This is a genomic window from Cupriavidus sp. IDO (assembly GCF_000812465.1).
GTDB lineage: Bacteria > Pseudomonadota > Gammaproteobacteria > Burkholderiales > Burkholderiaceae > Cupriavidus.
This window is the reverse complement of record NZ_JWMA01000069.1, coordinates 1-24,803: the sequence shown is the minus strand read 5'-3', so window position 1 is coordinate 24,803 and position 24,803 is coordinate 1. Positions and strand designations below refer to the sequence as shown.

General features: G+C 67.6%; 25 protein-coding genes. 9 read left to right on the top strand and 16 right to left on the bottom strand.

Annotated elements, in window-relative coordinates:
• The first annotated feature begins 129 nt into the window (after positions 1–129).
• From RM96_RS20500 to RM96_RS20480, 5 genes are read left to right on the top strand one after another with little or no spacing between them, the layout of a single operon-like run.
• Positions 130–1,149, top strand: a complete 1,020-nt coding sequence (locus tag RM96_RS20500) for an MlaE family ABC transporter permease (RefSeq protein WP_238587342.1) — start codon at positions 130–132, stop codon at positions 1,147–1,149.
• On the top strand, positions 1,146–1,976 hold the full coding sequence (locus tag RM96_RS20495; RefSeq protein WP_039013251.1) for an ABC transporter ATP-binding protein: 831 nt from the start codon (positions 1,146–1,148) through the stop codon (positions 1,974–1,976). The genes RM96_RS20500 and RM96_RS20495 overlap by 4 nt, the downstream gene beginning before the upstream one ends.
• Positions 1,973–2,914 (top strand): MlaD family protein, encoded by a 942-nt coding sequence (locus RM96_RS20490; protein ID WP_039013250.1) that lies wholly within the window; start codon positions 1,973–1,975, stop codon positions 2,912–2,914. The genes RM96_RS20495 and RM96_RS20490 overlap by 4 nt, the downstream gene beginning before the upstream one ends.
• A 56-nt stretch (positions 2,915–2,970) precedes the next feature.
• Positions 2,971–3,615: an ABC-type transport auxiliary lipoprotein family protein gene (locus RM96_RS20485; RefSeq protein ID WP_193752492.1), complete on the top strand. Its 645-nt coding sequence runs from the start codon at positions 2,971–2,973 to the stop codon at positions 3,613–3,615.
• Positions 3,616–3,633: 18 nt separating this feature from the next.
• A complete protein-coding gene (locus tag RM96_RS20480; protein ID WP_039013248.1) occupies positions 3,634–4,899 on the top strand; it encodes a VanZ family protein in 1,266 nt (421 codons plus the stop codon).
• An 11-nt stretch (positions 4,900–4,910) separates the two neighbouring features.
• Here the strand turns inward: RM96_RS20480 and pcp are convergent, their stop codons facing one another.
• The 9 genes from pcp to RM96_RS20435 all read right to left on the bottom strand — a co-directional run bounded on the left by pcp (position 4,911) and on the right by RM96_RS20435 (position 12,494).
• Entirely contained in the window at positions 4,911–5,561 is a 651-nt protein-coding gene (gene pcp, locus RM96_RS20475) for a pyroglutamyl-peptidase I (protein ID WP_039013246.1), read from the bottom strand.
• A 15-nt stretch (positions 5,562–5,576) separates the two neighbouring features.
• Positions 5,577–6,527, bottom strand: a complete 951-nt coding sequence (locus RM96_RS20470) for a DUF979 domain-containing protein (RefSeq protein ID WP_039013245.1) — start codon at positions 6,525–6,527, stop codon at positions 5,577–5,579.
• Between the two features lie 10 nt (positions 6,528–6,537).
• Positions 6,538–7,266, bottom strand: coding sequence for a DUF969 domain-containing protein (locus RM96_RS20465; RefSeq protein WP_039013244.1), 729 nt, complete (start codon positions 7,264–7,266; stop codon positions 6,538–6,540).
• Positions 7,267–7,361: 95 nt separating this feature from the next.
• Positions 7,362–8,102 (bottom strand): 5-oxoprolinase subunit PxpA, encoded by a 741-nt coding sequence (gene pxpA / locus RM96_RS20460; protein WP_039013243.1) that lies wholly within the window; start codon positions 8,100–8,102, stop codon positions 7,362–7,364.
• 57 nt (positions 8,103–8,159) lie between these two features.
• Complete coding sequence (locus tag RM96_RS20455) at positions 8,160–9,179, bottom strand: biotin-dependent carboxyltransferase family protein (protein WP_039013242.1); 1,020 nt, start codon at positions 9,177–9,179, stop codon at positions 8,160–8,162.
• On the bottom strand, positions 9,176–9,826 hold the full coding sequence (gene pxpB, locus RM96_RS20450; protein ID WP_039013313.1) for a 5-oxoprolinase subunit PxpB: 651 nt from the start codon (positions 9,824–9,826) through the stop codon (positions 9,176–9,178). The genes RM96_RS20455 and pxpB overlap by 4 nt, the downstream gene beginning before the upstream one ends.
• A gap of 354 nt (positions 9,827–10,180) precedes the next feature.
• A complete protein-coding gene (lipA, locus tag RM96_RS20445; RefSeq protein ID WP_039013240.1) occupies positions 10,181–11,176 on the bottom strand; it encodes a lipoyl synthase in 996 nt (331 codons plus the stop codon).
• Positions 11,177–11,216: 40 nt separating this feature from the next.
• Positions 11,217–11,972, bottom strand: a complete 756-nt coding sequence (lipB, locus tag RM96_RS20440; protein ID WP_039013239.1) for a lipoyl(octanoyl) transferase LipB — start codon at positions 11,970–11,972, stop codon at positions 11,217–11,219.
• A gap of 153 nt (positions 11,973–12,125) precedes the next feature.
• Entirely contained in the window at positions 12,126–12,494 is a 369-nt protein-coding gene (locus RM96_RS20435) for a DUF2917 domain-containing protein (RefSeq protein ID WP_039013237.1), read from the bottom strand.
• A 202-nt stretch (positions 12,495–12,696) separates the two neighbouring features.
• On the opposite strand from RM96_RS20435, the gene RM96_RS20430 reads away from it, so the two are divergent.
• The gene (locus RM96_RS20430) at positions 12,697–13,656 is read left to right on the top strand and encodes a transcriptional regulator GcvA (RefSeq protein ID WP_052279613.1); all 960 of its coding nucleotides are present in this window, start codon (positions 12,697–12,699) and stop codon (positions 13,654–13,656) included.
• Here the strand turns inward: RM96_RS20430 and RM96_RS20425 are convergent.
• From RM96_RS20425 to RM96_RS20395, 7 genes are all read right to left on the bottom strand, one after another.
• Positions 13,653–14,699 (bottom strand): tyrosine recombinase XerC, encoded by a 1,047-nt coding sequence (locus RM96_RS20425; RefSeq protein ID WP_052279612.1) that lies wholly within the window; start codon positions 14,697–14,699, stop codon positions 13,653–13,655. The two genes, RM96_RS20430 and RM96_RS20425, sit on opposite strands and share 4 nt — an antisense overlap.
• A 28-nt stretch (positions 14,700–14,727) precedes the next feature.
• Positions 14,728–15,399, bottom strand: coding sequence for a DUF484 family protein (locus RM96_RS20420; protein WP_039013235.1), 672 nt, complete (start codon positions 15,397–15,399; stop codon positions 14,728–14,730).
• A gap of 65 nt (positions 15,400–15,464) precedes the next feature.
• Positions 15,465–16,607, bottom strand: a complete 1,143-nt coding sequence (rodA, locus tag RM96_RS20415) for a rod shape-determining protein RodA (RefSeq protein WP_039013233.1) — start codon at positions 16,605–16,607, stop codon at positions 15,465–15,467.
• A gap of 11 nt (positions 16,608–16,618) precedes the next feature.
• Positions 16,619–18,958 carry a penicillin-binding protein 2 gene (gene mrdA / locus RM96_RS20410; RefSeq protein WP_039013232.1) on the bottom strand — a complete coding sequence of 780 codons (2,340 nt, stop codon included), beginning with the start codon at positions 18,956–18,958 and terminating at the stop codon, positions 16,619–16,621.
• A 60-nt stretch (positions 18,959–19,018) separates the two neighbouring features.
• Positions 19,019–19,531 (bottom strand): rod shape-determining protein MreD, encoded by a 513-nt coding sequence (gene mreD, locus RM96_RS20405; RefSeq protein WP_039013231.1) that lies wholly within the window; start codon positions 19,529–19,531, stop codon positions 19,019–19,021.
• Complete coding sequence (gene mreC / locus RM96_RS20400) at positions 19,528–20,493, bottom strand: rod shape-determining protein MreC (RefSeq protein WP_039013230.1); 966 nt, start codon at positions 20,491–20,493, stop codon at positions 19,528–19,530. The genes mreD and mreC overlap by 4 nt, the downstream gene beginning before the upstream one ends.
• Positions 20,494–20,668: 175 nt before the next feature.
• A complete protein-coding gene (locus RM96_RS20395; RefSeq protein ID WP_039013229.1) occupies positions 20,669–21,712 on the bottom strand; it encodes a rod shape-determining protein in 1,044 nt (347 codons plus the stop codon).
• A 639-nt stretch (positions 21,713–22,351) separates the two neighbouring features.
• Between RM96_RS20395 and gatC the strand changes: the two genes are divergently transcribed.
• From gatC to RM96_RS20380, 3 genes are all read left to right on the top strand, one after another.
• Entirely contained in the window at positions 22,352–22,651 is a 300-nt protein-coding gene (gene gatC / locus RM96_RS20390) for an Asp-tRNA(Asn)/Glu-tRNA(Gln) amidotransferase subunit GatC (protein ID WP_039013228.1), read from the top strand.
• A gap of 78 nt (positions 22,652–22,729) precedes the next feature.
• Positions 22,730–24,241, top strand: a complete 1,512-nt coding sequence (gene gatA / locus RM96_RS20385) for an Asp-tRNA(Asn)/Glu-tRNA(Gln) amidotransferase subunit GatA (protein WP_039013227.1) — start codon at positions 22,730–22,732, stop codon at positions 24,239–24,241.
• On the top strand, positions 24,238–24,708 hold the full coding sequence (locus RM96_RS20380; RefSeq protein ID WP_039013226.1) for a hypothetical protein: 471 nt from the start codon (positions 24,238–24,240) through the stop codon (positions 24,706–24,708). Before gatA ends, RM96_RS20380 begins: the two co-directional genes overlap by 4 nt.
• Positions 24,709–24,803 lie beyond the last annotated feature (95 nt).

Sequence of the window (24,803 nt, the reverse complement as noted above, 5' to 3'; positions counted from 1 at the left end):
ATTGCCGCGCCCTTGGAACGCCAGACGACGCCAGCCTTCAATATCACGCGCCAGGACGGAACCGTCAGCGTTCAGCTGGTTGGCGACTGGACGGCGCTCGGCCTGGCCGGCTGCCATCAGGCGCGCAGCATGCGCAGCCGGCTGCACGAACTCGCGCAGGCCCCCGAAGACGCGCACTGGTCGCTGGCAGACGTGGAACGCCTGGATCACATTGGCGGACAACTGCTGTGGCAGGCGTGGAACGGCAAGCTGCCCGCCCATCTCGACGCCAGCGAAGGCCAGCAACGCGTATTCGATCGCATTGCGGATCTGCATGCCGAGGGCTGGAAGAAGCATATCGTCGACCGCTTCAATCCGGTCACGCTGTTCGGCGCCGGCGTCTTGTCCTTCGGCGCCCAGCTGGGCACCGGCGTCACCATGCTGGGCCAGCTCGCCTTCGACCTGCTGCGCTTTGCGCGCGTGCCGCAGCGCGGCCCGTGGCGGGAGATCTCGGCCAATATCTACAACGTGGGGTACAAGGCGCTTGGCATCACGGCGCTGGTCGGCTTCCTGATCGGCATCGTGCTGTCCTACCTGTCGGCCAACCAGTTGCGCACCTTCGGCGCCAGCACCTTCATCGTGAACATTCTGGGCATGGCGGTGATCCGCGAACTGGGTCCCGTGCTGGCCGCGATCCTGATCGCCGGGCGCTCGGGCTCGGCCATCACCGCGCAGATCGGTGTGATGCGCGTCACCGAGGAACTCGATGCGATGCGCGTGATGGGCATTTCGCACGGCTTCCGGCTGATCATGCCGCGCGTCATCGCGCTGGCGATCTCCATGCCGCTGCTGGTGGCGTGGACCGACGTGATGGCACTCGGCGGCGGCATGCTGGCCGCGCGCATGCAACTGGGCATCAGCGCAGCCTATTTCCTGCGTGCGCTGCCCGATGCGGTACCGGTCGCCAACCTGTGGCTGGGGCTCGGCAAGGGCGTAGTGTTCGGCATCCTGATCGCGCTGACCGCATGTCATTTCGGCCTGCGCATCAAACCCAACACGCAAAGCCTTGGCGAAGGCACGACCGCTTCGGTGGTGACTTCCATCACCATCGTGATCCTGGCCGACGCCATCTTCGCCATCCTGTTCAAGGACGTAGGCCTGCGAGTATGAACGAGGCCCGCTCCTCCCCCACGCCGATCATCGAAGTGCGCGACCTGGTCAAGCGCTTCGGCAAAGCCGTGGTGCACGACGGCGTGAACCTGGACGTCTACCGCGGCGAGGTGCTATCCATCGTGGGCGGTTCGGGCAGCGGCAAGACCGTGCTGCTGCGGCAGATTGTCGGGCTGGACCGGCCGACCTCGGGCACCATCCGCATCTTCGGCGAAGAGCCCAGGCGCCTGAAGCCAGCGCAGCTGCAGGCGCTGCGCAACCGCTGGGGCCTGCAGTTCCAGCAAGGCGCGCTGTTCTCGGCGCTGTCGGTGATCGACAACATCGCGCTGCCGCTGCGCGAACTTCGGGCGCTGCCGGACAATCTGATCTGTCAGGCGGCCCTGCTCAAGCTACAGATGGTGGGGCTGTCGGCCCGCGATGCCGACAAGATGCCGTCGGACCTGTCTGGCGGCATGGTCAAGCGGGTGGCGCTGGCACGCGCGCTGTCGCTGGAACCGGAGCTGGTGTTCCTGGACGAACCCACCGCCGGCCTCGATCCGATGGCGTCCGACGACTACGTGGCGCTCATCCGCGAGCTGCGCCGCGAACTGGGGCTGACGGTGGTGATGATCACGCACGACCTGGATACGCTGGTGGCGCTGTCCGACCGCGTGGCGGTGCTGGCCGACCACAAGCTGGTGGCGGCCCTGCCGCTTCCCGAACTGGTGAAGGTCGACCATCCGTTCATCCGCGAATATTTCCTGGGCGAGCGGGCCCAGCGTGCGTTGCAGGCCCTGCAGCAGGACCAGCAGGTGGGCAGGCCCGCCACGCAACCTGGAGAAGCATGATGGAAAACAAGTCACACGCATTCCTCGCGGGCGTGTTCACCATCGGCCTTGCCGTGCTGGTGCTGTTCGCGCTCTTCTGGTTCAGCAGCGACCATGCGGTGCGCGTGCCCTACGACCTCGTCACCCGTTCCACCGTCAACGGCCTCGGCCCGCAGGCCGACGTGAAGTACCGCGGGCTGGACGTCGGCAAGGTGGTGTCGATCCGCTTCGATCCGCAGGTGCCGGGCCAGATCATCGTGCGCGTCAACGTCAACCAGGACACGCCGATCACGCGCACGACGTATGCCACGCTGGGCTTCCAGGGCGTGACCGGCATCGCCTATGTGCAGCTTGACGATACCGCGGCGGAGGAAGGCACCGGTGGCTCGCCGCCGCTGCACTCGTCGCCCAAGGCCGTCGCGCGCATCGCGATGCGCCCGGGCTTTTTCGAGGAACTGGAAAAGCGCGGCGACTCGCTGCTGACACAGGTCGAGACGCTGTTCACTTCGATCAACGACATGTTCCAGACCGGCAACCGCGCCGCGCTGATGGCGGCGATCGGCTCGATCCACAAGACTGCCGAGGACTATTCGCATCTGTCCGCCTCGCTGGCGCCCGCCGCCGCGAAGCTGCCCAGGGTCACGGAGAACATGAACGCCACGCTGGAGTCGACGCGCCGCATGACGCAGGAGCTGGCGAACCCCAACGGCACGGTCATGCGCACCGTGGACAACGTCGGCCATAACCTGCAGGGCGCTGCCGCCTCGGTCCAGTCCGCAGCCGGCAATTTCAGCGAGGAGACACTGCCGCAGCTCAACGGCCTTGCCCGCGATGCACGGCAGACCGCGCGCACCTTCGAGCGCGCCGCCGGGCAGTTCAACGACAGCCCCAGCAGCGTGCTGTTCGGCCCGCCCCCGCCCACGCCGGGCCCGGGCGAGCCGGGTTTCAGCGCGCCCTGAGCCGAGCCGGGAAGCCTTCCGCCATGACACGCAGAGATCGAGCCGAGAACCCCGCCATGGAATCCTCCCGCAGTCCTGTACTGGCCTCGCTGGCCGCCATCGTCACGGCGGCCGCTCTCTCCGGCTGCGCGCTGACCCGGTCCGCACCGCAGACGGTCACCTATGATCTGGGACCAGCGGCCGCCCTGCCGGCCCCGAACGCCGGTGCGCCATCCTCACAGGCACAGCAGAAGCTGCCGAGCATACGCATCGCGCAGACCGACGGCCCGACGTGGATGGACGGCAATTCGCTCTATTACCGGCTCCAGTACGCGCAAGCCCAGCGCCTGCAGCCGTATGCCACGCAACGCTGGGTGATGTCGCCCACGCGGCTCTTCGACGACCGCCTGCGCGAAGCCGTCGCCGCGCGCGGCGCGCTGACGTGGTTCGGCGATACCAGCGTGCCGGCGCTGAAGGTTGAAATGCTGGAGTTCGAGCAGGTCTTCGACAGCGCCACTACCAGCCACGGCGTGGTGCGCGTGCGGGCCACGGTGTACCTGCGTGGCATGATCGGCCAGCAAACCTTCGAGGCCCGCCAGCCCGCCCCGAGCGCGGATGGCGCCGGCGGCGTCAAGGCGCTCGCCGACGGCAGCGATGCGGTGATCGGCTCGATGCTCGACTGGCTCGCAACCCTGCCCCTCAAGACTGACACGAAGCCCTGACATCCAAGGAGAAACGCCATGGAGCCGGCCACCCCGCCGCCCTCCGAGACACCGCGGCCGCCACCTGAGCTGCCGGAGCTGAACGAGCCCCCCGAGCCGCGCCACTCGCCGCTGGCGCGTGTGGGGCTGCTGTGCTTCACGCTGCTGATCGTGTATGCCAGCCTCTATCCGTTCTCGGGCTGGACCGACAACGGCATTTCGCCGTTTGCCTTCCTGAGCGCGCCCAAGCCGCGCTACATCACCGAATTCGACCTGCTGACCAATGTGCTGGGCTACTGCCCCTTCGGCGCGCTGGTGGTGCTGGCGCTGCATCCGCGCGTTTCAGGCGCGCGCGCCACGCTGATCGCGCTGGTGGCCGGCGCATTGCTGTCGGCTTGCATGGAGGCCTTCCAGACCTGGCTGCCGAGCCGCATCTCGTCGAATATCGACCTGATCACCAACGCGCTCGGCGCGCTGCTGGGCGGCGCCGTGGTGGCGCCCTTCACGGCCGCACTAATCGACCGCGGCACACTGACCCGGCTGCGCACCGCCTGGTTCGAGCCGCACGCGAGCTTCGCGATCATCCTGTTGCTGCTGTGGCCGTTCGCGCAGATCTTCCCGCAGGAGCACCTGTTCGGCATGGGCGGCATCGTGCGTGAATGGCTGACCGACCCGGACTCATGGCCGATGCAGGTGCTGCAGGCCCTGCTGCCCTCGCTGGAGACCTGGCAGGACAATATCGGCCTGCGCCCAGAAGACATGCAAAGCCAGCAGATGCTGGAGACGCTGGTGACCGCATGCAGCTGGCTGGGCACCGGGCTGTTCGCGTCGATCGCCATGCGCCGCCATGCGCCGATGCTGCGCATCCTGGCGGGCTTGCTGGCGGCGGCCCTGCTGATCAAGGCCGCGGTGGCAGAGATCCAGTTTCCGGACGGCGTCGCCTTCAACTGGCTGTCGGAGGGTGGGCGCTTCGCGCTGCTGACCAGTTCGCTGGTGCTGGCACTGCTGCTGTACGTGCCGCGCTGGCTGCGTGCGGTGCTGGCAATGGTGGCGCTGGTGGTGCTGGTGGTGCTGACCAATGTGCTGCCCTCCAACCCGTATGCATGGATTTCCGAGCAGGGCTGGCGCATGGGCCGCTTCGTGCATTTCAACAGCCTGGCGCAGTGGCTGGGCTGGCTATGGCCGTTCATGGCGTTCAGCTACGTGATCTGGCGCCTCGAACAGGTCAGCCTGGGGCGCAGGGCGCGAAGGAAGGCTGCGGCCGCACGGAGACGGGCTGCCGCGACGGCAGGAACGCAGGAGTAACCGGCGGGAACTCAGTGGAGCTGGCCGCCCTGCTCGCGTATATCGGCATCGGTGGACAACGCCGTCGCAACAGCCTGCCGGATGCCCTTCACCATGGTGTCCTGCGACAGGCTCGGCTGGCCCGGATGGCGCGCCGCCTGCTCGGGCAGGTAGGGGATATGAATGAAGCCGCCGCGCACGCCGCTTCTGCCGTGCGCGGCGAGCAGGTGCATCAGGCCGTAGAACACGTGGTTGCAGACGAAGGTGCCGGCCGTCTGCGATACCGAGGCCGGCACGCCCGCCTCGCGCATGTCGCGCACGATGGCCTTGATCGGCAATGACGAGAAATACGCCGCGGGGGCGCCGCTGACGATGGCCGTGTCGATGGGCTGCTCGCCCGCGTTGTCGGCAATGCGGGCGTCGTCGACGTTGATCGCCACCCGCTCCACCGACATCTCGGCACGTCCGCCGGCCTGCCCCACCGCGATCACCAGTTCAGGCTTCAGTTCGCCGACCAGCGCGCCCATCGCCTCGATGGCAGCGCCGAACACGCACGGCAGCTGGCGCGCGACGATGACGGCATCGCCCACGCGTTCGCCGTCCAGCGCGCGTACCGCCTCCCACGACGGATTGATCGGTTCGTTCTCGAACGGCTCGAAGCCGGTGAGCAGGACGGTACGCATGGCAGGACTCATCAGTTACATCAGGAAGTAAAGCAGCGCAATATTGGCCACCAGAATGCACAGCGCCGTCGGCACCTGGGCACGGATCACGGCGTTCTTGTCGTCCAGCTCGAGCAGCGCGGCCGGCACGATGTTGAAGTTGGCCGCCATCGGCGTCATCAGCGTACCGCAATAGCCCGAGAACATGCCGATCGCCGCCATCACCGCCGGGTTGCCGTGGAACATGCCGACCAGGATGGGCACGCCCACCCCGCCGGTCATCACCGGGAAGGCCGCGAAGCCGTTGCCCATGATGACCGTGAACAGTGCCATGCCCACGCAGTAGACCACCACCGCAACCAGCCTGTAGTCCATGTTGATGTAGGCCGTGGTCAGGTGCGCCACGGCCTTGCCCACGCCGGCATCGGCGAACACCAGGCCCAGCATCGCCAGCATCTGCGGCAGCACCAGCGCCCAGCCGAGCGAATCGGTGAGGCGGCGTGATTCGCGAATGCCCTGCGCAACGGTGTCGCGCGTGAGCCAGCACACCACGCCCAGCGAGATCAGGCAGCCGATGCCGAGCGAGACGAAGGTCACATTCTTGGGATCGAGCAGCGGCACGCCGGCGATCTTGACGTCCTTGAACAGCACGGTGCCGATCACGGTCACCAGCGGAATCAGCAGGGCCGGCACGAACAGCTTGTTGCCGAGGCGGCGCGCGCTGGCGCGGCGCTCTTCTTCCGGCAGGCTCTCATGCTTGCCGTGGGCGACGCCGCCGAAGCCAGCAATCAGCGCCATCACCACGGCGCCGATGCCCACCGCCGCCGGCGGCAGCTTGTCGCCGGCCAGGAACACGATGGCGTACAGCAGCCAGAACAGGCCGGAGCTCAGGCGGCGCGGATGCTCGCGGTCGGCGAAGGTCATCAGCGCCGTGATCGCCAGCACCAGACCGGCCAGCCAGTAGAGATACTCGATGGAAATGATCATGGCTGGCTCCTTATTCCCCGCTCTTGGCGGCCACGTTGGCGGCGGCGGCCTTGCCGCCCAGCTCGCGCTCGAGCCAGCCGTCCAGCCGCCTCAGCCGCACGGCATGGATCAGGAACGCGCAAATCGCGGTGGGAATCCCCCAGACGGCGATGTGCAGCGGTTCCACGTCGATATTCGACGACAGCAGGAAGGTATGCATCAGCGCGATGGCGCCGAACGCCACGAAGATGTCCTCTCCGAAGAACAGGCCGACGTTGTCGGTGGCGGCGCAGAACGCCAGGACGCGCTGGCGGATCGGCTCGGGCAGGTGTCCGAAGCGGTTCTCGGCCGCGCCTTCGGCCATCGGGGCCAGCAACGGACGCACCATCTGCGGATGGCCGCCGAGGCTGGTCAGGCCAACCGCGGCGGTCAGCTCGCGCACGCCCAGGTACACGATCAGCAGGCGGCCGACCGTGGCCGACGCGATGCGCGCGATCCACGCCTGTGCATGTTCGCGCAGGCCGTGCCGCTCCAGCAGGCCGATGACCGCCAGCGGCAGCAGGATAATCAGCGGCAGGTTGCGCGCCTTGACGAACGCGGTGCCGATCGCGGAGAGGATCTGCATGACCGGCATCGGTGCCGCCAGCCCCGTGGCGATGGCGGCAAGCACCACCACCAGCATGGGATTGAAGCGCAGCACGAAGCCGATGATGATGACGCCGACCCCGATAAGGGGCCATAGGTTGACTGCCTGTTCCATAAGAGACACCAGAGAAGTGTGATGGAGGCGTGCGGCCCGTAGCCGTCTTGCAGCACGACGGGGCTGGCCGCGTTAAATGCCGGCGTCGCGTAAGGCTAGGCGCCGGCGCGGACCGCGATACCCTCTGCGCCGAGCCGTTCCCGGATGCGGCGCGCAAAGGCAAGCGCGTGGGCGCCGTCGCCGTGCAGACACACGGTTTCGGCGCGAATGGGGACCCAGCTGCCGTCGATGGCGCGCACGCGCTGCTCGCGCACCATGGTCAGCGTCTGGTTCAGGGCAACTTCCTCGTCCTCGTGCAGCGCTCCAGGCGTGCCGCGCCTGACCAGCGAGCCGTCCGGCTTGTAGCCGCGGTCGGCGAAGACTTCCTCCTTGACGCGCAGGCCGGCGTCGCGCGCCACCCTGATCATCAGGCTGCCGGCGAGACCGAAGAAGATCAGGTCGGAATCGAAGTCGCGCACGGCGCGCACGATGGCCTCGGCCAGCGCGGAATCCCGCGCAGCCTGGTTGTAGAGCGCGCCATGCGGCTTCACGTGATGAAGCTGGCCGCCCTGCGCGCGTACGATCGCAGCGAGCGCGCCGATCTGGTACAGCACGTCGGCGTAGACCGCCTCCGGGTCGCGCTGCATTTCGGTACGGCCGAAGTTCTCGCGGTCAGGAAAACTCGGGTGCGCGCCGATCGCTACGCCGTGAGCCATCGCCCACTTCACGGTCTGCAGCATGGTGGCCGCGTCGCCCGCGTGCCAGCCGCATGCCACGTTGGCGGAGCTGATCAGCGCGAGCAGCGCTTCATCGTTGCCGCAGCCTTCGCCGAGGTCGGCGTTCAGGTCGATTTGCATTGCCGTTCTCCTGTGCGGTGCCTCGCGCCCCGCCATCTGTCTGGTTAGCGATGTGTCCTACGCCGCTGCGCGTGTGCGCGTGCGCCGGCGCGCGGCGATGGTCATGCCATCGCCCTGCCATTGCAGTGCCAGGTCGATCTGGCGCAGGTAGCGGTCGAGCGCCGCCTGCGCGCTGGCCGCCTCCGCCAGTGTCACCTTCACGAAGCGCACCGGCGCGCCCAGCGGTACCTGCGCCAGCCGCCACAGGTCGGCGGCAATGACCACGCCGATCTTCGGATAGCCGCCGGTGGTCTGCGCGTCGGCCATCAGCGCGATCGGCTGGCCGGCCGGCGGTACCTGGATCACGCCCGGCACCACGCCGTGCGAGAGCAGGTCTGCGCTGCGTTCCGGCGCGCGCCTGAGCGCCGGGCCATTCAGGCGCAGCCCCATGCGGTTGCTGTTGGGGGTGACGGTCCAGTCGGCTTCCCAGAATGCGGCCTGCGAGTCAGCGTCGAAATCGTCGTACTCCGGACCCGGCAGCATGCGGATCGGGCAGGCACTGCCGGGCACGCCGGCGGGCATCGCCCACACCGGCGCCTGCACGCCAAGCCAGTCGCCTTCGGCCGCCAGTCCGGGATGCGCCGCGCCCAGCCGGTCGCCTTCCTGCAGCGCGCGGCCGGCAAATCCGCCGAAGCCAGACTTCAGGTCGGTACTGCGCGAACCCATGACCGGCTCGACGTCGATGCCGCCTGCCACGCAGAGATAAGTGCGCGTGCCGCCCCTGGCCGAGGGCAACGTGAGCGTCTCGCCGCGATGCACGTCGAAGGCATGCCAGGACCACACCGGCACGCCGTCCAGGTTGGCGCCGCACTCGGCGCCGGCCAGCGCGACGCGCATGTCAACGTGAAATCGCACCGCCGCGCGGCCAAGGGTGAATTCGATGGCCGCGCAGCCCGGCGCGTTGCCGAGCAACCGGTTGCCGATCGTCACGGCCAGCGGGTCCATCGCGCCGGAACGGCCGACGCCGAAGCGGCGAAAGCCGGTGCGGCCGAGATCCTGGACCGAAGCCAGTGCACCGGGGCGGATGATTTCAATCACGCGACGATTTCCTCGGCGACAAAGCGCACGGTGTCGCCCGGCGCAAACAGGGAAGGCGGATCGCGGTCCGCCACGAAGAGCTCGGCGTCGGTGCGCCCGATCAGCTGCCAGCCGCCCGGCAGGACAGCCGGATAGATGCCGGTCTGCTCGCCGCCGATGCCGACCGAACCGGCCGGCACCGCCAGGCGCGGCTCACGGCGGCGCGGCGTGGCCAGCGCGGGCTCAAGCCCGCCCATGTAGGCGAAGCCGGGCTGGAAACCGAGGAAGTAGACGACGTACTCCCCGCCCGCGTGGCGGCGCACCACTTCCTGCGGGCTGAGACCGGTATGCGCCGCCACGTCCGCCAGGTCCGGGCCGTCCTCGCCGCCGTAGCGCACCGGGATCTCCACCACCTTGCCGGTGGCATTGCGCGTCTCGCCCGAAGCCCAGGCGAGCTTCAGGTTGCGCTCCAGCGCCTCGACATCGGCGCTGCCATCGAAGATCACGGTGAGGTTGTTCATGCCCGGCACCACATCGACCACGCCCCGCCAGTCCGCCGCACGCGCGGCCATGGCCCAGATGCGGCGCTGGACATCGAGCGACGCCGGCGGCGCCACGCTGTAGAGCAAGGCCTGCTCGGCGAGACGATGGATGGTGCAGGGGTTCATGGGCAGCATCGGGAGACGTGCTGCTAACAGTTTAGGCGGACGATGTGCCCGATGTGACTCGTTAGCAATTCATCGATAATTTATCGATGAATTCATCATAACGACACTGAGGAGGCCCAGGCAGTAGGGATTCACCTTAGACCGAAAATGGGGCATGCACCGGCGATGGGCGCCCTGAGAACGTGGGGCCGTCGCTGCGCCCTGAAGGCATCCCAGCCCGGAGATCAGGAATCGGCTATAGACGTGTCACCCTCCGCTGACCAAACCCCTGAGGCTGACGACGCGAATACGCATCGCCCAAAACAAAACCGGCCGGGTGATCCCGGCCGGTTTTGTTTCCATCAGAGCAATGCCTCAGGCAAACCCTGCCTGATGCGCCTGCTGGTCAGCGTGGTACGAACTCCGCACCATCGCCCCCACCGCTGCATGCGTGAAGCCCATCTTGTAGGCCTCTTCCTCGAACATCTTGAAGGTGTCGGGATGCACGTAGCGCAGCACCGGCAGGTGGTGGTTCGACGGCGCGAGGTACTGGCCGATGGTCAGCATGTCGATGTCGTGGGCGCGCATGTCGCGCATGACTTCGAGGATTTCCTCGTCGGTCTCGCCCAGGCCCACCATCAGGCCCGACTTGGTCGGCACGTTGGGGTTGCGGCGCTTGAATTCCTGCAGCAGCGTGAGCGAGTGCGCGTAGTCCGCGCCAGGGCGGGCCTGCTTGTACAGGCGCGGCACGGTTTCCATGTTGTGGTTCATCACGTCCGGCGGGCAGGCCTGCAGGATGTCCAGCGCCTTGTCCAGGCGGCCACGGAAATCGGGCACCAGCACTTCGATGCGGGTGCCGGGCGAGAGCTCGCGCGTCTGCGAGATGCAGTCGACATAGTGCTGGGCGCCGCCGTCGCGCAGGTCGTCGCGGTCGACGCTGGTGATCACCACGTAGTTCAGCTTGAGCTGGGCGATGGTGCGGGCGAGGTTGCCCGGCTCGTTCACGTCCAGCGGATCGGGGCGGCCGTGGCCGACGTCGCAGAACGGGCAGCGGCGCGTGCACTTGTCGCCCATGATCATGAAGGTGGCGGTGCCCTTGCCGAAGCATTCACCGATGTTCGGGCAACTCGCTTCCTCGCACACCGTCACCAGGTTGTTGGCGCGCAGGATGTCCTTGATCTCATAGAAACGCGAGTTGCCGGTGGCGGCCTTCACGCGGATCCAGTCCGGCTTCTTGAGCTTTTCGGCCTGCACGATCTTGATGGGGATGCGTGCGGTCTTGTCGGCCGACTTCTGCTTGCGGGTCGGGTCGTACTGCTCCGCGGGGGATTGCGGGGCTTCGCTGGAAGTGGCGATCAGGGCGTCGCTCATACATTTCTCCGCACGCGCTCAGCGTGCATTTCGCTTTTGACTAGGAGGCCAGGGCCGTTTCACCCGGCTGCTTCGTTTCAGCCGGGGCGGCAACTTCTTTGGCCGCCGGCGCGCGTGCTTCGTGCGCTGCCAGCACCTCGCACAATGCAGCCGCCAGGCGCTGTGCGATTTCGGGTTGTTGTGCCGCGGTCACGGGCAGCATCGCGTCGCTTGCATCCGCCACCGCGAAGGTGGCGCCCGCGGTCGCCATGTCGACTGTTTCCAGCCCGGCATAGCCGCAGGGGTTGATGCGCAGGAACGGCGACAGGTCCATCTGCACGTTGAGGCTGACGCCGTGGTAGCTGCAGCCGTTGCGGATCTTGAGGCCGAGCGCAGCAATCTTGGCGCCCTGGTGCGGCCCGTCGGACAGGTAGATGCCGGGGGCGCCGGGCTTGCGTTCGGCTGCGAGATTATACGCCGCGAGCGTGTCGAGCACCGCCTGCTCGATCGCGTGGACCAGCTCGCGCACCATCAGGTGCCGGCGGCGCAAATCGAGCAGCAGGTAGGCCACGACCTGGCCGGGACCGTGATAAGTGATCTGGCCGCCACGGTCGATCTGCACCACGGGAATGCTGTCGTCCGGCGCCAGCAGGTGCGCGGGATCGCCCGCCTGGCCCAGCGTGTAGACCGGCGGATGCTCGACCAGCCAGACCTGGTCGGGCGTCTCGGGCGTGCGCGCGGCGGTGAAGGCGCGCATCGCGTCGAAGCAGGGCTGGTAGTCCTCCCGGCCCCGCTCGATGATTTGAATCGGATGCATGGCGAGAGTGTAACGAAAAGGGCCGGCTTTCGCCGGCCCCCTGCCTGTGCTACTCAGGTGGTTGGATCGTGGGAATCGCCCGGTGCGTCACGTGACCACACCAGGCGCAGGTGCGCGCGTGCCCGGTGTGATGCGGACGATGCCCCGCCCTCGTCAGGAGGCGGTGACCTGGTCTTGGTTGGGCGTCCATTCCGTGCCTCGAACCAGACGGCGCACGATGCGATACACCAGGTGCGGCACATCGGCGGCCGTGAATGCCGGACGGCGTGCCTCGGCAATCAGTGCCAGCCTGACCGCACGCCTGGCGCGCGGATCGATGCTCAGGACCACCTCGTCTCCGCGGCGCAGCAGGAGGCTCCCGCCACAGCGCATCCAGTAGTCCTCGGAATCGTTTTCGCGGGTGATCCACAGGTCGGAGCCTGCGGCGTCTTCCACGTGCAGGCGCTGGGCCGCGTGTACAGACAGCGCGGTGACTTCGCCAGGATTCAGGGTGAACACTGTCGTTGTGAGCAGAGTTTTCATGGTGGGATCTCCTTTTGCCGGCCTCGGCGGGCTTCGCCGAACCATCCTGTTTTCCCGAAACTGGCCCGGTTCGCTTACCAGGCCAGTTGAGGACAGCGACGGTGGGGCGCCGGTGAAATCAATTCTAGTGATTGCCCACGCACTATCAAAACGATATATTTTCCTTGTTCTTGTTAGAGAAACTCACAAAGCGGAGGCCATCATGGCTTGGAAAGGGGCATGGGAAAAGGACATGCCGCGCGGCTGGCATCGCGAGTTGCCCCGCCTGCCGGCGCTGACCGCACTGCGCGCCTTTGAAGCCGCGGCCCGGCACGAGAGCTTCTCCCGGGCTGCGACCGAGTTGTTCGTCACGCATGGGGCGGTGAGCCACCAGGTCCGTGCGCTCGAGGAGGAGTTGGGCCAGCCGCTGTTCGAGCGCCATGGAAAGCGTGTTGCCCTCACGCCTGCGGGGCGCGTCTACGCGGAACGCGTGCGCGACGCGCTGCTGCAGATTGCCGATGCCACGCGCGTGCTGCAGGCCGGCAACCGCGACAAGCGGCTCACCATCAGCACCATGCCGTCGTTCGCCGCACGCTGGCTGACGCCGCGCATTGGCAGCTTCATCGAACGGCATCCGGAGCTGGACGTCGAGTTGCTCTCTTCGAATACGCTGGTCAACTTCAGCCATGAAGAAGTCGACATCGCCCTGCGCATGGGCACCGGCGACTATCCGGGCCTGTACGTGGAGAAGCTGCTCGACGACGTGTTCTTCCCGGTGTGCAGCCCGAACTACAACGGCGGGCGCCTGCCCGAGCGTCCGCGGGACATGGCCAGCCTGTCGATGCTGCGCGGCGAGGGCGATCCGTGGAAACCGTGGTTCGAAGCGGCCGGACTGGACTGGCCGGAGCCGCGCAAGGGCCTGTTGCTGGAGGATTCGTCGCTGCTGCTGCAGGCCGCGGCAGAAGGCCAGGGCATTGCGCTGATCCGCTCGTCGCTGGCCTATAACGACCTGCTGTCAGGCCGCGTGGTGCGGCTGTTCGATGTCAGCATCCCGTGTCCGTGGCTGCTGTATTTCGTGTGTGCGCCGGGCACGCTGCAGCTGCCTAAGGTGCAGGCCTTCCGCGCGTGGCTGCTGCCGGAGATGGAGCGCTTCCGCGACGTGCTGGCGCAGTGGGCTGATTAGTCGCTTTCGCTTTCGTCAGCCGGGTCGGCTTCCGTTGGCTTGGGCGCCGGCCTGGCCCGCCCGGCGCGCGGATGCGCCTTGTCGTAGACCTTTGCAAGATGCTGGAAATCCAACGCCGTATAGATCTGCGTGGTCGACACGCTGGCGTGTCCAAGCATCTCCTGCACCGCCCGCAGGTCGCCGGAAGATTGCAGCACATGGGTGGCGAAGGAATGCCGCAGCATGTGCGGATGCACGTCGGCCGGCACCCCCGCGCGCAGCGCCTGCGCCTTCAGGCGCAACTGGACCGTGCGCATGGCAAGGCGGCGCCCGCGCGGGCCAAGGAACAGGGCGTTGGCGTCTTCGGGCGCGGCGCCCGGTTTCAGGAGCGTGTCGCGCACCGCGATCCACGCCCGCAATGCTTCGACAGCCTTGCTGCCCACCGGCACCGTGCGCCGGCGCGAGCCCTTGCCGGTCACCGTGACCTCTGCGCCCGCGATATCGAGCCAGCCGATGGAGCGGTAGCCGCCTTCTTCGACATAGCGCAGGTCGAGCTGCACCAGCTCCGACAGCCGCAGCCCGCAGGAATAGAACAGCTCGTAGACAGCCTGGTCGCACAGGCCGGCGGCATCGCTGCCGGCAGGGCGCGATACCAGCGCGACCGCATGTTCGACCGACAACGCCTTGGGCAGCGGCTTGCCCGACTTCGGCGCGCGCACGCCATCGACCGGATTGGCGGTCACGCCGTGCCCGTGCCGTGCAGCCCACAGGTAGAAGCCCCGCCATGCCGACAGCGTGCGTGCAATGCTGGTGCCGGCCAGCCCCGCGCCGTGCAGGCGCGCGGCAAAGGCGCGGATATGGTGGGTCTGCAAGGCCAGCAGGCCGATGCCCGGGGCGTGGCGTGCCGCCTGGGCCTGCAGCACGGTGAGGTCCCGGCCGTAGCTGGTGAGGGTATGGTCGGCCAGCTTGCGGCTGCCGGCCAGCCAGTCGAGGTAGCACGCGACCAGCGGGTCGCGTGGCGGCGGAGCTTCGTCCGCGGTGGCATCCGGCTGGCGGGTTGTCATGGCGCGGCCGGCGGGTGGAGGTCTGCGCTCAGTCGCGCAGGCGGTTGAGCGCTGCGCCAGCAACTTCGCCAATCTGCGCCAGGTAGGCGGTGCCCATGCCGTCGTGGAAGCGGCGGGCGTCGGGCGAACCCAGCACCAGCAGGCCGAAGGCCGCGCCAAGCGCATCCGAGCCGTCACGCACGGGCACGCGCAGCGTCACCATCGCCAGCGAGGCAATATCGTCGTGCTCCAGCAGGCCGGCGGCCTCGAAGCCGCTGTTGGTGCCGCAGTATGGCGCGCGCAGGCCTTCGGCAAACAGGCGTAGGTCTTCGCTGGCGCCCTGGGCCACTTCCATGTGTGCATACTGCTCCGCCACATCCCACAGCTTCAGCGCCACGGCGGGCACGTCGAACACCTGCTGCAGGCCGTCCTGCACGGCGTAGGGCAGCGCGTGCGAATCGGCTTCAGCCAGCAGGCGCAGCTGCCAGGCATGCATGCGCTGCTGGGTGCGGTCGTTGTCGTGCCCGTGGCGCACCAGGTCGGCCAGCCGCAATTCGAGCCCCTTGTTCTTCTCGCGCAGGATTTCCATCTGGCGCTCCTGCAGCGAGACCGCGCGGTGGCTGTGCGGGCTGGTCAGCTGCACGGTGGCCAGCAATTCAGCGTGGTCTTCGAAGAACTCTGGATTGCTCTGCAGGTAGGCGGCGACTTCTTGGGCGTTCATTGGCTTCAACCGGAGAAATTTGGATGGCAGTTTAGCAAAAGGGGCGTCGCCGCCCCTCTACCCTATTACGTCTGGATCAAGCGCTTCTGTCGGGAAATACTCATCAGGATCCCGATCCCCGCCCCCAGCGTCACCAGCGCCGTCCCGCCGTAGCTCATCAGCGGCAGCGGCACCCCCACCACCGGCAGGATGCCGCTCACCATGCCCATGTTGACGAAGGCATAGGTAAAGAAGATCAGCGTAATGGACCCTGCCAGCAAGCGCGAGAACAGCGTCGGCGCATTGGCGGCGATGAACAGCCCCCGGAAGATCAGCAGCAGGTACAGCACCAGCAGCACGGCGTTGCCGATCAGGCCGAACTCCTCCGAAAACACCGCAAAGATGAAGTCGGTGTGCTTTTCCGGGATGAATTCCAGGTGCGTCTGCGTGCCCTTGAGCCAGCCCTTGCCTTCCACCCCGCCCGAGCCGATCGCGATGATCGACTGGATGGTGTGGAAACCCTTGCCGAGCGGATCGGTGGTCGGGTCGAGCAGCGTGCACACGCGGTGCTGCTGGTAGTCGTGCAGGACCGGCCAGCTCACGCCCGGCGCGCAGATATCGTTCTGGAATGTCACCAGCAGCGTGACCGCCACCACCAGCATGCCCAGCAGCGGCAGGATGATCTTCCACGACAGCCCGGCGAAATAGATCACATAGACGCCCGCCGCCATCACCAGCAGCGCGGTACCCAGGTCAGGCTGCTTGGCAATCAGGCCGATCGGCACCAGCAGCAGCGCCAGCGCGACGACAAAGTCGAACCACTTGACCACGCCTTCGCGCTTCTGGAAGTACCAGGCCAGCATCAGCGGCATCGAGATCTTCATGATCTCCGACGGCTGGATCACCATGCCCACGTAGAGCCAGCGCCGCGCGCCCTTGCGGATCAGGCCGAACATCGCCACCGCAATCAGCAGCGCGACGCCCACCGTATACATTGGCACCGCCACCCGCATCAGCGTCTGCGAGGGCAGGTAGGCGATCACCAGCATCACCACGTACGAGAGCAGGATGTTGCGCAACTGGTCTTCGACCCGGCCGGGCATGTCGATGGCGGCCGAGTACAGTGCCACGATGCCGGTGGCGAACAGCAGGAAGACAATCAGGGCCAGCGGCTTGTCGAAACCGGTGAACGCCATCTTGATCAGTGACAGGACGCGACGTCGATCCATGCGCGTCTCCTTCAGCGTGTGACGTCGGCACCGGCCGCCGGACTGGCGGCGACGGGCTTGACGCGTGGTTTGGGCGCGGGCGCCTTGGCCGCCGGTGCGGAGGCCGGCGCAGGTGCGGGCGCCAGCGGCTTGCTGTGGCCCAGCGCCTGCAGCATGCGCTCGTCCAGCGTCTGCACGGCGGATGCCGGCGCGATGGCGGCGGGATCAAGCGCGGGCGCCTTCGCATCGGAGGCTGCCGCATGAGCCGCCGACGCAGGCACGGCGCTCACCGCCGCCGCGCTGGCGGCAACGGCGCTGGCGGCCACGGCGCTGGCACCGGCCGGCGCTCCGCCGCTCGACATCACCGTTGCACTGGCGATGCTCGCGGTCTGGCCGGTGGTGAAGACGCTCGGCGTATCCACCGGCGCGCGGCCGGCAACGCGCTCGGACTCGGGCGGTGCCGATGCCTCCAGCTCCGCCGGCCACTTGCCCAGCAGGTAGTAATCCATCACCTTGCGCGCGATCGGCGCCGCCACTGCGGCGCCAAAGCCGGCGTTCTCGACGATCAGCGCCAGCGCGATCTTGGGATTGTCCGCCGGCGCGAATGCGGTGTAGAGCGAGTGGTCGCGCTTGCGCTCGTCCAGCGCATGGTGGTTGTACTTCTCGTTCTTGCCCATCGTGTAGGTCTGCGCCGTACCGGTCTTGCCGGCCGACTCGTAGGCGGCGCCGGCGAACGCGCGCGCGGCGGTGCCGGAGTGCGTCACTGCCACCATGGCACGCTTGATCACGTCGATATCGGCCTGCTTGAGCGGGATGCGATAGCTTTCCTTGGGCACGGTCAGCGCGCGCTTGCGGCTGACCGAGTCCTCGACGGCCTTCACCAGGTGAGGCTTCATCGCCGCGCCGTTGTTGACAATGATCGAGATGGCGTTGGCGAGCTGCAGGATGGTGAAGCTGTTGTAGCCCTGGCCGATGCCCAGCGAGATGGTTTCGCCGTCATACCACTTCTGCTGCTCGGGCTTGCGGTAGGTCTTGCGCTTCCATTCGGTCGACGGCAGGATGCCGCGGCTTTCGCCCTCGATATCGATACCGGTGATCTGGCCGAAGCCCAGCGGCTTCATGAAGTCGTGAATGGCGTTGACGCCCATGTCGCGCGCCAGCGAGTAGTAGTACGTGTCGCACGACTGCACGATCGACGCCTGCATGTCGACCCATCCGTGGCCACCCGGCTTGTCGTCGCGGAAGGTGTGGTTGCCGAGCGTGAAGAAGCCCGGATCGTGCATGCCCCAGGCCGCGGTGCGCTTGCCGGTGGTGAGCGCCGCCAGCGCCATGAACGGCTTGTAGGTCGACCCCGGCGGGTAGGTGCCGCGCAGCGGACGGTTCAGCAGCGGCTTGTCGGGCGAGTTGTTGAGCTCGCCCCAGGTGTTGGAGTCGATGCCTTCGACGAACAGGTTCGGGTCGAAGGTCGGCTTGGAGACGAAGGCCAGGATGTCGCCCGTGGCCGGCTCGATCGCCACCAGCGCGCCGCGGCGGTCGCCGAACAGTTCCTCGGCCAGCTGCTGCAGGCGGATGTCGAGCGACAGGATCAGGTTGTTGCCGGGCGTGGCGGGCGAGGTCGACAGCGTGCGGATGGGCCGCCCGCCCGCGCTCACCTCCACTTCCTCGAAGCCGGTCAGGCCGTGCAGCTCGGCCTCGTAGCTCTGCTCCAGGCCGATCTTGCCGATGTAGTTGGTGCCCTTGTAGTTGTCGGCGTCCTTGCGCGGATCGTACTTGACGCCTTCGGCATCGTTGGCCTCGTCCATGGCCTCGATGCGCTCCTGGTCGCGCTGCGAGATGCGGCCCAGGTAGCCGATCACGTGCGAGGCCGACTCGCCCATCGGGTATTGCCGGAACAGGCGCGCACGCACGTCCACGCCGGGGAAGCGGAACCGCTGCGCAGAGAACCGCGCCACCTCTTCGTCGGTGAGCTGGCTGCGTATCGGCAGGCTCTCGAAGCTGCGCGACTCCTCCAGCAGGCGCTTGAAGCGGCGGCGGTCGCGCGGCTGGATATCCACCAGCGCGGCCAGGCCCTCGATGGTGTTGTCGAGCGTATCGGTCAGCTTGGACGGCGTGATTTCCAGCGTGTAGGCCGAATAGTTGCGCGCCAGCACGATCCCGTTGCGGTCCATGATGATGCCGCGGTTGGGCTCGATCGGCGCCACCGAGATGCGGTTGTCCTCGGCCTTGGCCGAGTACTGGTCATGCTTGTACCACTGCAGCCACAGGAAGCGCGAGAACAGCAGGCCGAAGCAGATCACCGTAAACAGCGCCGCAGCCGCCACGCGGATGCGGAAGCGGCCGATTTCCAGTTCGACGTTGCGGATTTCGGTCATGGTACTGCGGGGCCCGGACAGGTATGCAACAAGGGAAGCAAAGGGAGGCGCTCGGCGGCGTCAGATGGGACGGGTCTCGTCCACATCGACCGAACGGCGTTGCGGCGCCAGCAGCAGGCTGGTCGCCATCGGCCACAGCAGCGCTTCGATGCCCGGCGCCAGCAGCAGCGGCCAGCCTGGCAGCGGCGCGCCCATGGCCAGGCGGATCACCACCGGCACCGCGTGCGCCACGAACAGCAGCGGCAGCACGTGCAGCGCCTGCGTGTAGACCGTGAACCACAGCACGCGGCGATGGATGGTGATGGCAAAGTAGGCCAGCAGCGTGTAGGCCATGGCATGCTCGCCCAGCAGGCGCGCATCGTGCACGTCCATCAGCAGGCCCAGCGCAAACGCCACGCCCATGCCCACCTTGCGCGGCTGGTGGATGTTCCAGAACACCAGCACCAGTGCCACCATGTCGGGCACCCACAGCGTGGTGCCCCAGGGCATCAGGTTGAACAGGAAGGCCAGCACGAAGCTGAGCGCGATAAAGGCAGGATTGACCGGCCGCAGCAGGTATTGGGGATTGGTCACTCTTGCGCCTCCTTGGCGGCAGGGGCCTTGGCCGCGGCCGCACTCGCCGCGGCGGCCCGGGCAGCGGCCGACCTGGCACCCCTGACCGGCGCCTCGGCCTTCTCGTCGACCGGCATGCGGGCCGGCATAGCGGCGTCATAGCGCACCACCAGCAACTGCCGGTGCGAGCGCACGCCCGCCACGGGCTCGCAGTAGACGCGCGAGAACGCCGTATCGGCCTTGCGGTCGATCTGCACGATCTTTGCCACCGGCAGGCCCGGCGGATAGGTGCCGTCGAGGCCCGACGTCACCAGCAGGTCACCCTGCTGCAGGTCGGCCGCGGCGGCCATGAAGCGCAGGTCGAGCTGGCCGGCGCGCGCGCCGCCGAAGGCCACGCTGCGCAGGCCGTTGCGCACCACCTGCACGGGAATCGCCTGGTCCTTGTCGGTCAGCAGCGTCACTTCGGACTGGAACGGCGACACGCGCGTCACCTGGCCCACCACGCCACGCTCGTCGATCACCGGATAGCCGGCGCGCAGCCCTTGCTGGCTGCCCTTGTCGATCACGATGCGCTGGCTGTACGGGTCGCGGGCGTCATACAGGATCTCGGCGGTCGTCACCGGCGTGGCCGATTGCTGCACCAGGCCCAGCAGCTTGCGCAGCTGGTTGTTCTCGGCCTCGAGCTGCGCCTGGCGCACCGAGGCTTCGGCCTGCTGCACCGCGCCGCGGCGCAGGTCGCGGTTCTCGGTGGCGAGCATGGCCGACGACTGCGCGTAGTCGAACAGGGTGCGCACGGCGTCGCGCGGCACCAGCACGACGCGTTCGACCGGCATCAGCACCGTGGCGGCAACCTGCCGCACCGTGCGCAGCGCATCGAAACGGGCGTCGACGATCAGCAGCGCCAGCGCAACGGCCACATACATGACCAGGCGAGCGACAGCCGAAGTCCCTTGCTTGAAGAGCGGCGGTGGGGAGTAATCCATTTACCCGGGCGCAGGCGGAAACAGCCCGCCGCCCCGTGTGATGCATGCGCGGGGCGTGCGACACGTCAGGGCGGCGAGTGGGATGGGGGGAAGCCCCCCACGGTTGGAGCGATGCGCCCCCGCCCTGATCGCTCGATCCGGCTGGCCGCGCATTGCCACGTGCAGTCCTTCTGCTTTACTCGTAAGAGAAGATGCTGCCGAGCTTGTCCATGCGTTCCAGCGCCATGCCGGAGCCGCGCACCACGCAGGTCAGCGGGTCTTCGGCGACCAGCACCGGCAGGCCGGTTTCCTCGGCCAGCAGGCGGTCCAGGTCGCGCAGCAGCGCACCGCCGCCGGTCAGCATCATGCCGCGCTCGGCGATGTCCGCGCCCAGTTCCGGCGGGGTCTGTTCCAGCGCGATCTTCACCGCCGACACGATCTGGTTGAGCGGATCGGTCAGGGCTTCGAGGATTTCGTTGGACGACACCGTGAAGGCACGCGGAATGCCCTCGGACAGGTTGCGGCCCTTGACTTCCATTTCACGGACTTCGGAACCCGGGAAGGCCGAGCCGATTTCCTTCTTGATGGCTTCGGCGGTCTGCTCGCCGATCAGCATGCCGTAGTTGCGGCGGATGTAGTTGACGATGGCTTCGTCGAACTTGTCGCCGCCGACGCGCACCGACCCCTTGTAGACCATGCCGCCCAGCGAGATGATGCCCACCTCGGTGGTGCCGCCGCCGATGTCCACCACCATCGAGCCCGACGGCTCCGAGACCGGCAGGCCGGCGCCGATCGCGGCCGACATCGGCTCCTCGATCAGGTACACCTGGCTGGCGCCGGCGCCCAGCGCCGATTCGCGGATGGCGCGGCGCTCGACCTGGGTCGAGCCGCACGGCACGCAGATGATGATGCGCGGGCTCGGACGCAGCAGCTTCGTGTCGTGCACCATCTTGATGAATTGCTTGAGCATCTGCTCGGTCACGGTGAAGTCGGCGATCACGCCGTCCTTCATCGGACGAATGGCTTCTATATTCCCGGGCACCTTGCCCAGCATCTGCTTGGCTTCCTTGCCCACCGCCTGGATGGTCTTCTTGGCGTTGGGACCGCCTTCCTGGCGAATCGCCACCACCGAAGGCTCGTCCAGGACGATGCCCTTGTCGCGCATATAGATCAGGGTGTTGGCGGTGCCCAGGTCGATCGCGAGGTCGTTGGAGAAGTAGCTGCGGAGAAATCCGAACATCAGGAATCCTGTTTTCTGTTGGTTCGCGAGTATGCGAAGCGGCCGGCGCCGCGGGCGGCCCGGCCACGAAATGCGTTTGTGTGGGTAATGGTTCACGGTTTCCCGGGGCGCTCGGCGGCCCTCCGCCCATCGCCCTGGCCCGGGGATGGGGGTCGGCCAGCCGCAACCGGCGCGACGTGCGCACCGGCCCTACGGGAACCTTTGATTAGACCTCGCGGAAAAGTTCGCGAGAAAGTTGCTTATCGGACATGTACGGGACATGACGGGACATGTCCGGCAATGCCGCGGGAGGTCTAATCAGAGGACCCAGGCGATTCCTGCTTGCACACATCCCGCTGCCCTGCCGGGCAAACTGGGACGGCAACCGCCGTAGTGACGACAACTTCACCGAGCGGACGCCTGGACAAAGTGGTCAGGCGCCCATGTGGCGAAGACGTTGCCAACGGTCGGGAGCACGCAATGATACCTTATAATTCCCGCTGATTCCGGCGTATTGAGCCTGAAAAAACCTGCAATTCCGATGACCCCGGGGCGCTCCTCCGGCGCCCGCCCGGCACGCGCGACGCACCCGCCGCATGAGCCGGCGGCGGCTGCCGCAAGCGCGCACTTTTCGCACCAGAACGCACCCGAACCCAAGCCATGGCCCTCGACCTTTCCGACGTCAAGCGCATCGCGCACCTGGCCCGCATCGAAACCAGCGATGCCGAGGCCGCGCAGACGCTCGCGCAGCTCAACAATTTCTTCTCGCTGGTCGAGCAGATGCAAGCGGTAGACACCACCGGCATCACGCCGCTGGCGCACCCGCTGTCGGCCGTGCGCGACATGGCCCAGCGCCTGCGCGACGACGTCGTGACCGAATCCGACCGGCGCGAGGACTACCAGCGCCCCGCCCCGTCCACCGAGAACGGCCTCTACCTCGTGCCCAAGGTCATCGAGTAATGACCGCCATCGCCCCCGCTGCCGCCACTGCCGCCGGGTCCGCACCGACGCACGCCACCCTGATGCCTTCCGACTGTCATGCCCTTTTCCGCTGATTCCGTGACTTCCCTGCGCCAGCTCGCCGATGCCCTGGCGGCGCGCTCCGTTTCCGCCGAGGAACTCGCGCGCGAGTATCTCGCCCGCATCGGGCGGGCCGGTGCCCTGAACGCCTTCGTCCACGTCGACGCCGACCGCTCGCTCGCTCAGGCCCGCGCCGCCGACGAGCGCCGCGCCCGCGGCGAAGCCACGCTGCTGACCGGCGTGCCCATCGCACACAAGGACGTTTTCGTCACGCGCGGCTGGCGCTCCACGGCCGGCTCGAAGATGCTCGCCAACTATGAAAGCCCGTTCGACGCCACCGTGGTCGAGCGCATGGGCGCGGCCGGCATGGTCACGCTGGGCAAGACCAATATGGACGAATTCGCGATGGGCTCGTCCAACGAGAACTCGCACTTCGGCCCGGTGCAGAACCCGTGGGACACCACGCGCGTGCCCGGCGGCTCGTCGGGCGGCTCGGCCGCGGCCGTGGCCGCCGGCCTGGCGCCGGCCGCCACCGGCACCGACACCGGCGGCTCGATCCGCCAGCCGTCGTCGTTCTCGGGCATCACCGGCATCAAGCCGACCTACGGCCGCGTGTCGCGCTACGGCATGATCGCCTTCGCCTCGTCGCTGGACCAGGCCGGCCCGATGGCCCACACCGCCGAAGACTGCGCACTGCTGCTCAACGCCATGGCCGGCTTCGACGAGCGCGATTCCACCAGCATCACGCCCGCGCAAGGCGGGGTGGACGAGGATTTCACCCGCTACCTGGGCCAGCCGCTTGCCGGCACCAGTGGCGCCAGCGCACAAAGGCCGCTGGCCGGCCTGCGCATCGGCCTGCCGCGCGAGTACTTCGGCGCCGGGCTGTCGACGGACGTCGAGCAGGCCGTGCGCACCGCGCTGGGCGAATATGAAAAGCTCGGCGCCAGGCTGGTCGAGGTGTCGCTGCCCAAGACCGAGCTGTCGATCCCGGTGTACTACGTGATCGCCCCCGCCGAGGCCTCGTCCAACCTGTCGCGCTTTGACGGCGTGCGCTACGGCCACCGCGCGGCCGAGTACCGCGACCTGCTCGACATGTACAAGAAGAGCCGCGCCGAAGGCTTCGGCCCCGAGGTCAAGCGCCGCATCCTGGTGGGCACGTACGTGCTGTCGCACGGCTATTACGACGCCTACTACCTGCAGGCGCAGAAGATCCGCCGCATCATCGCCGACGACTTCCAGCGCGCCTTCGCGCAATGCGACGTGATCATGGGCCCAGTGGCGCCGACGGTCGCGTGGAAACTGGGCGAGAAGACCTCCGACCCGCTGCAGATGTACCTGGCCGATATCTTCACGCTGTCGACCAGCCTCGCCGGACTGCCCGGCATGAGCGTGCCCTGCGGCTTTGGCGAGGGCAACATGCCGGTGGGCCTGCAGCTGATCGGCAACTACTTCGACGAAGCGCGCCTGCTGCAGACCGCCCACGCGTTCCAGCAGGCGACCGACTGGCACCTGCGCCGCCCGGCAAAATGAACCGCCTCCCGCTCACCTTCCGCCTGGTGGCTGCAGCCGCGCTCGCTGCGGCGCTGGCCGGCTGCATCCCGCTGCCCGGTGGCCTTGGCGGCCGCCCCACGCCGATCGCCAGCCGCGACATCGACCTGGTCGGCGACTGCCGCCGCACCGAGGAAGACGGCTTCCGCGAAGATGCCCAGCTGCGCGTGTCGGACAACAGCGTGCAGCAGCTGTCGTGGAAGCTGTGGGTCGGCAAGCGCGGCTCGTGCAGCTTCAACCTGGCGGACTTCCGGCAGGTCCAGAAAAAGCCGAGTATCGAGCTGCGCGCCAATGACGGCAGCGGCTGCAAGCTGATGGTCTGGCAGGACCCGCGCCGCATCACGCTGGCGCACGCCAACTGCCAGCAGCGCTGCACGCCGGGCATCTACGAGCAAGCCTGGCCGGTGATGTTCGAACCGGGCAGCGGTGCCTGCGCCCAGACCCGCTGAGGGATTGGATGATGACGCCCGCGCAAGCCTCGTCCCGCACCGCCACCCGCCGCGCCCGCGCGGCTGGCCGGCTGCTGCGCGACGCCGTGGCGGGC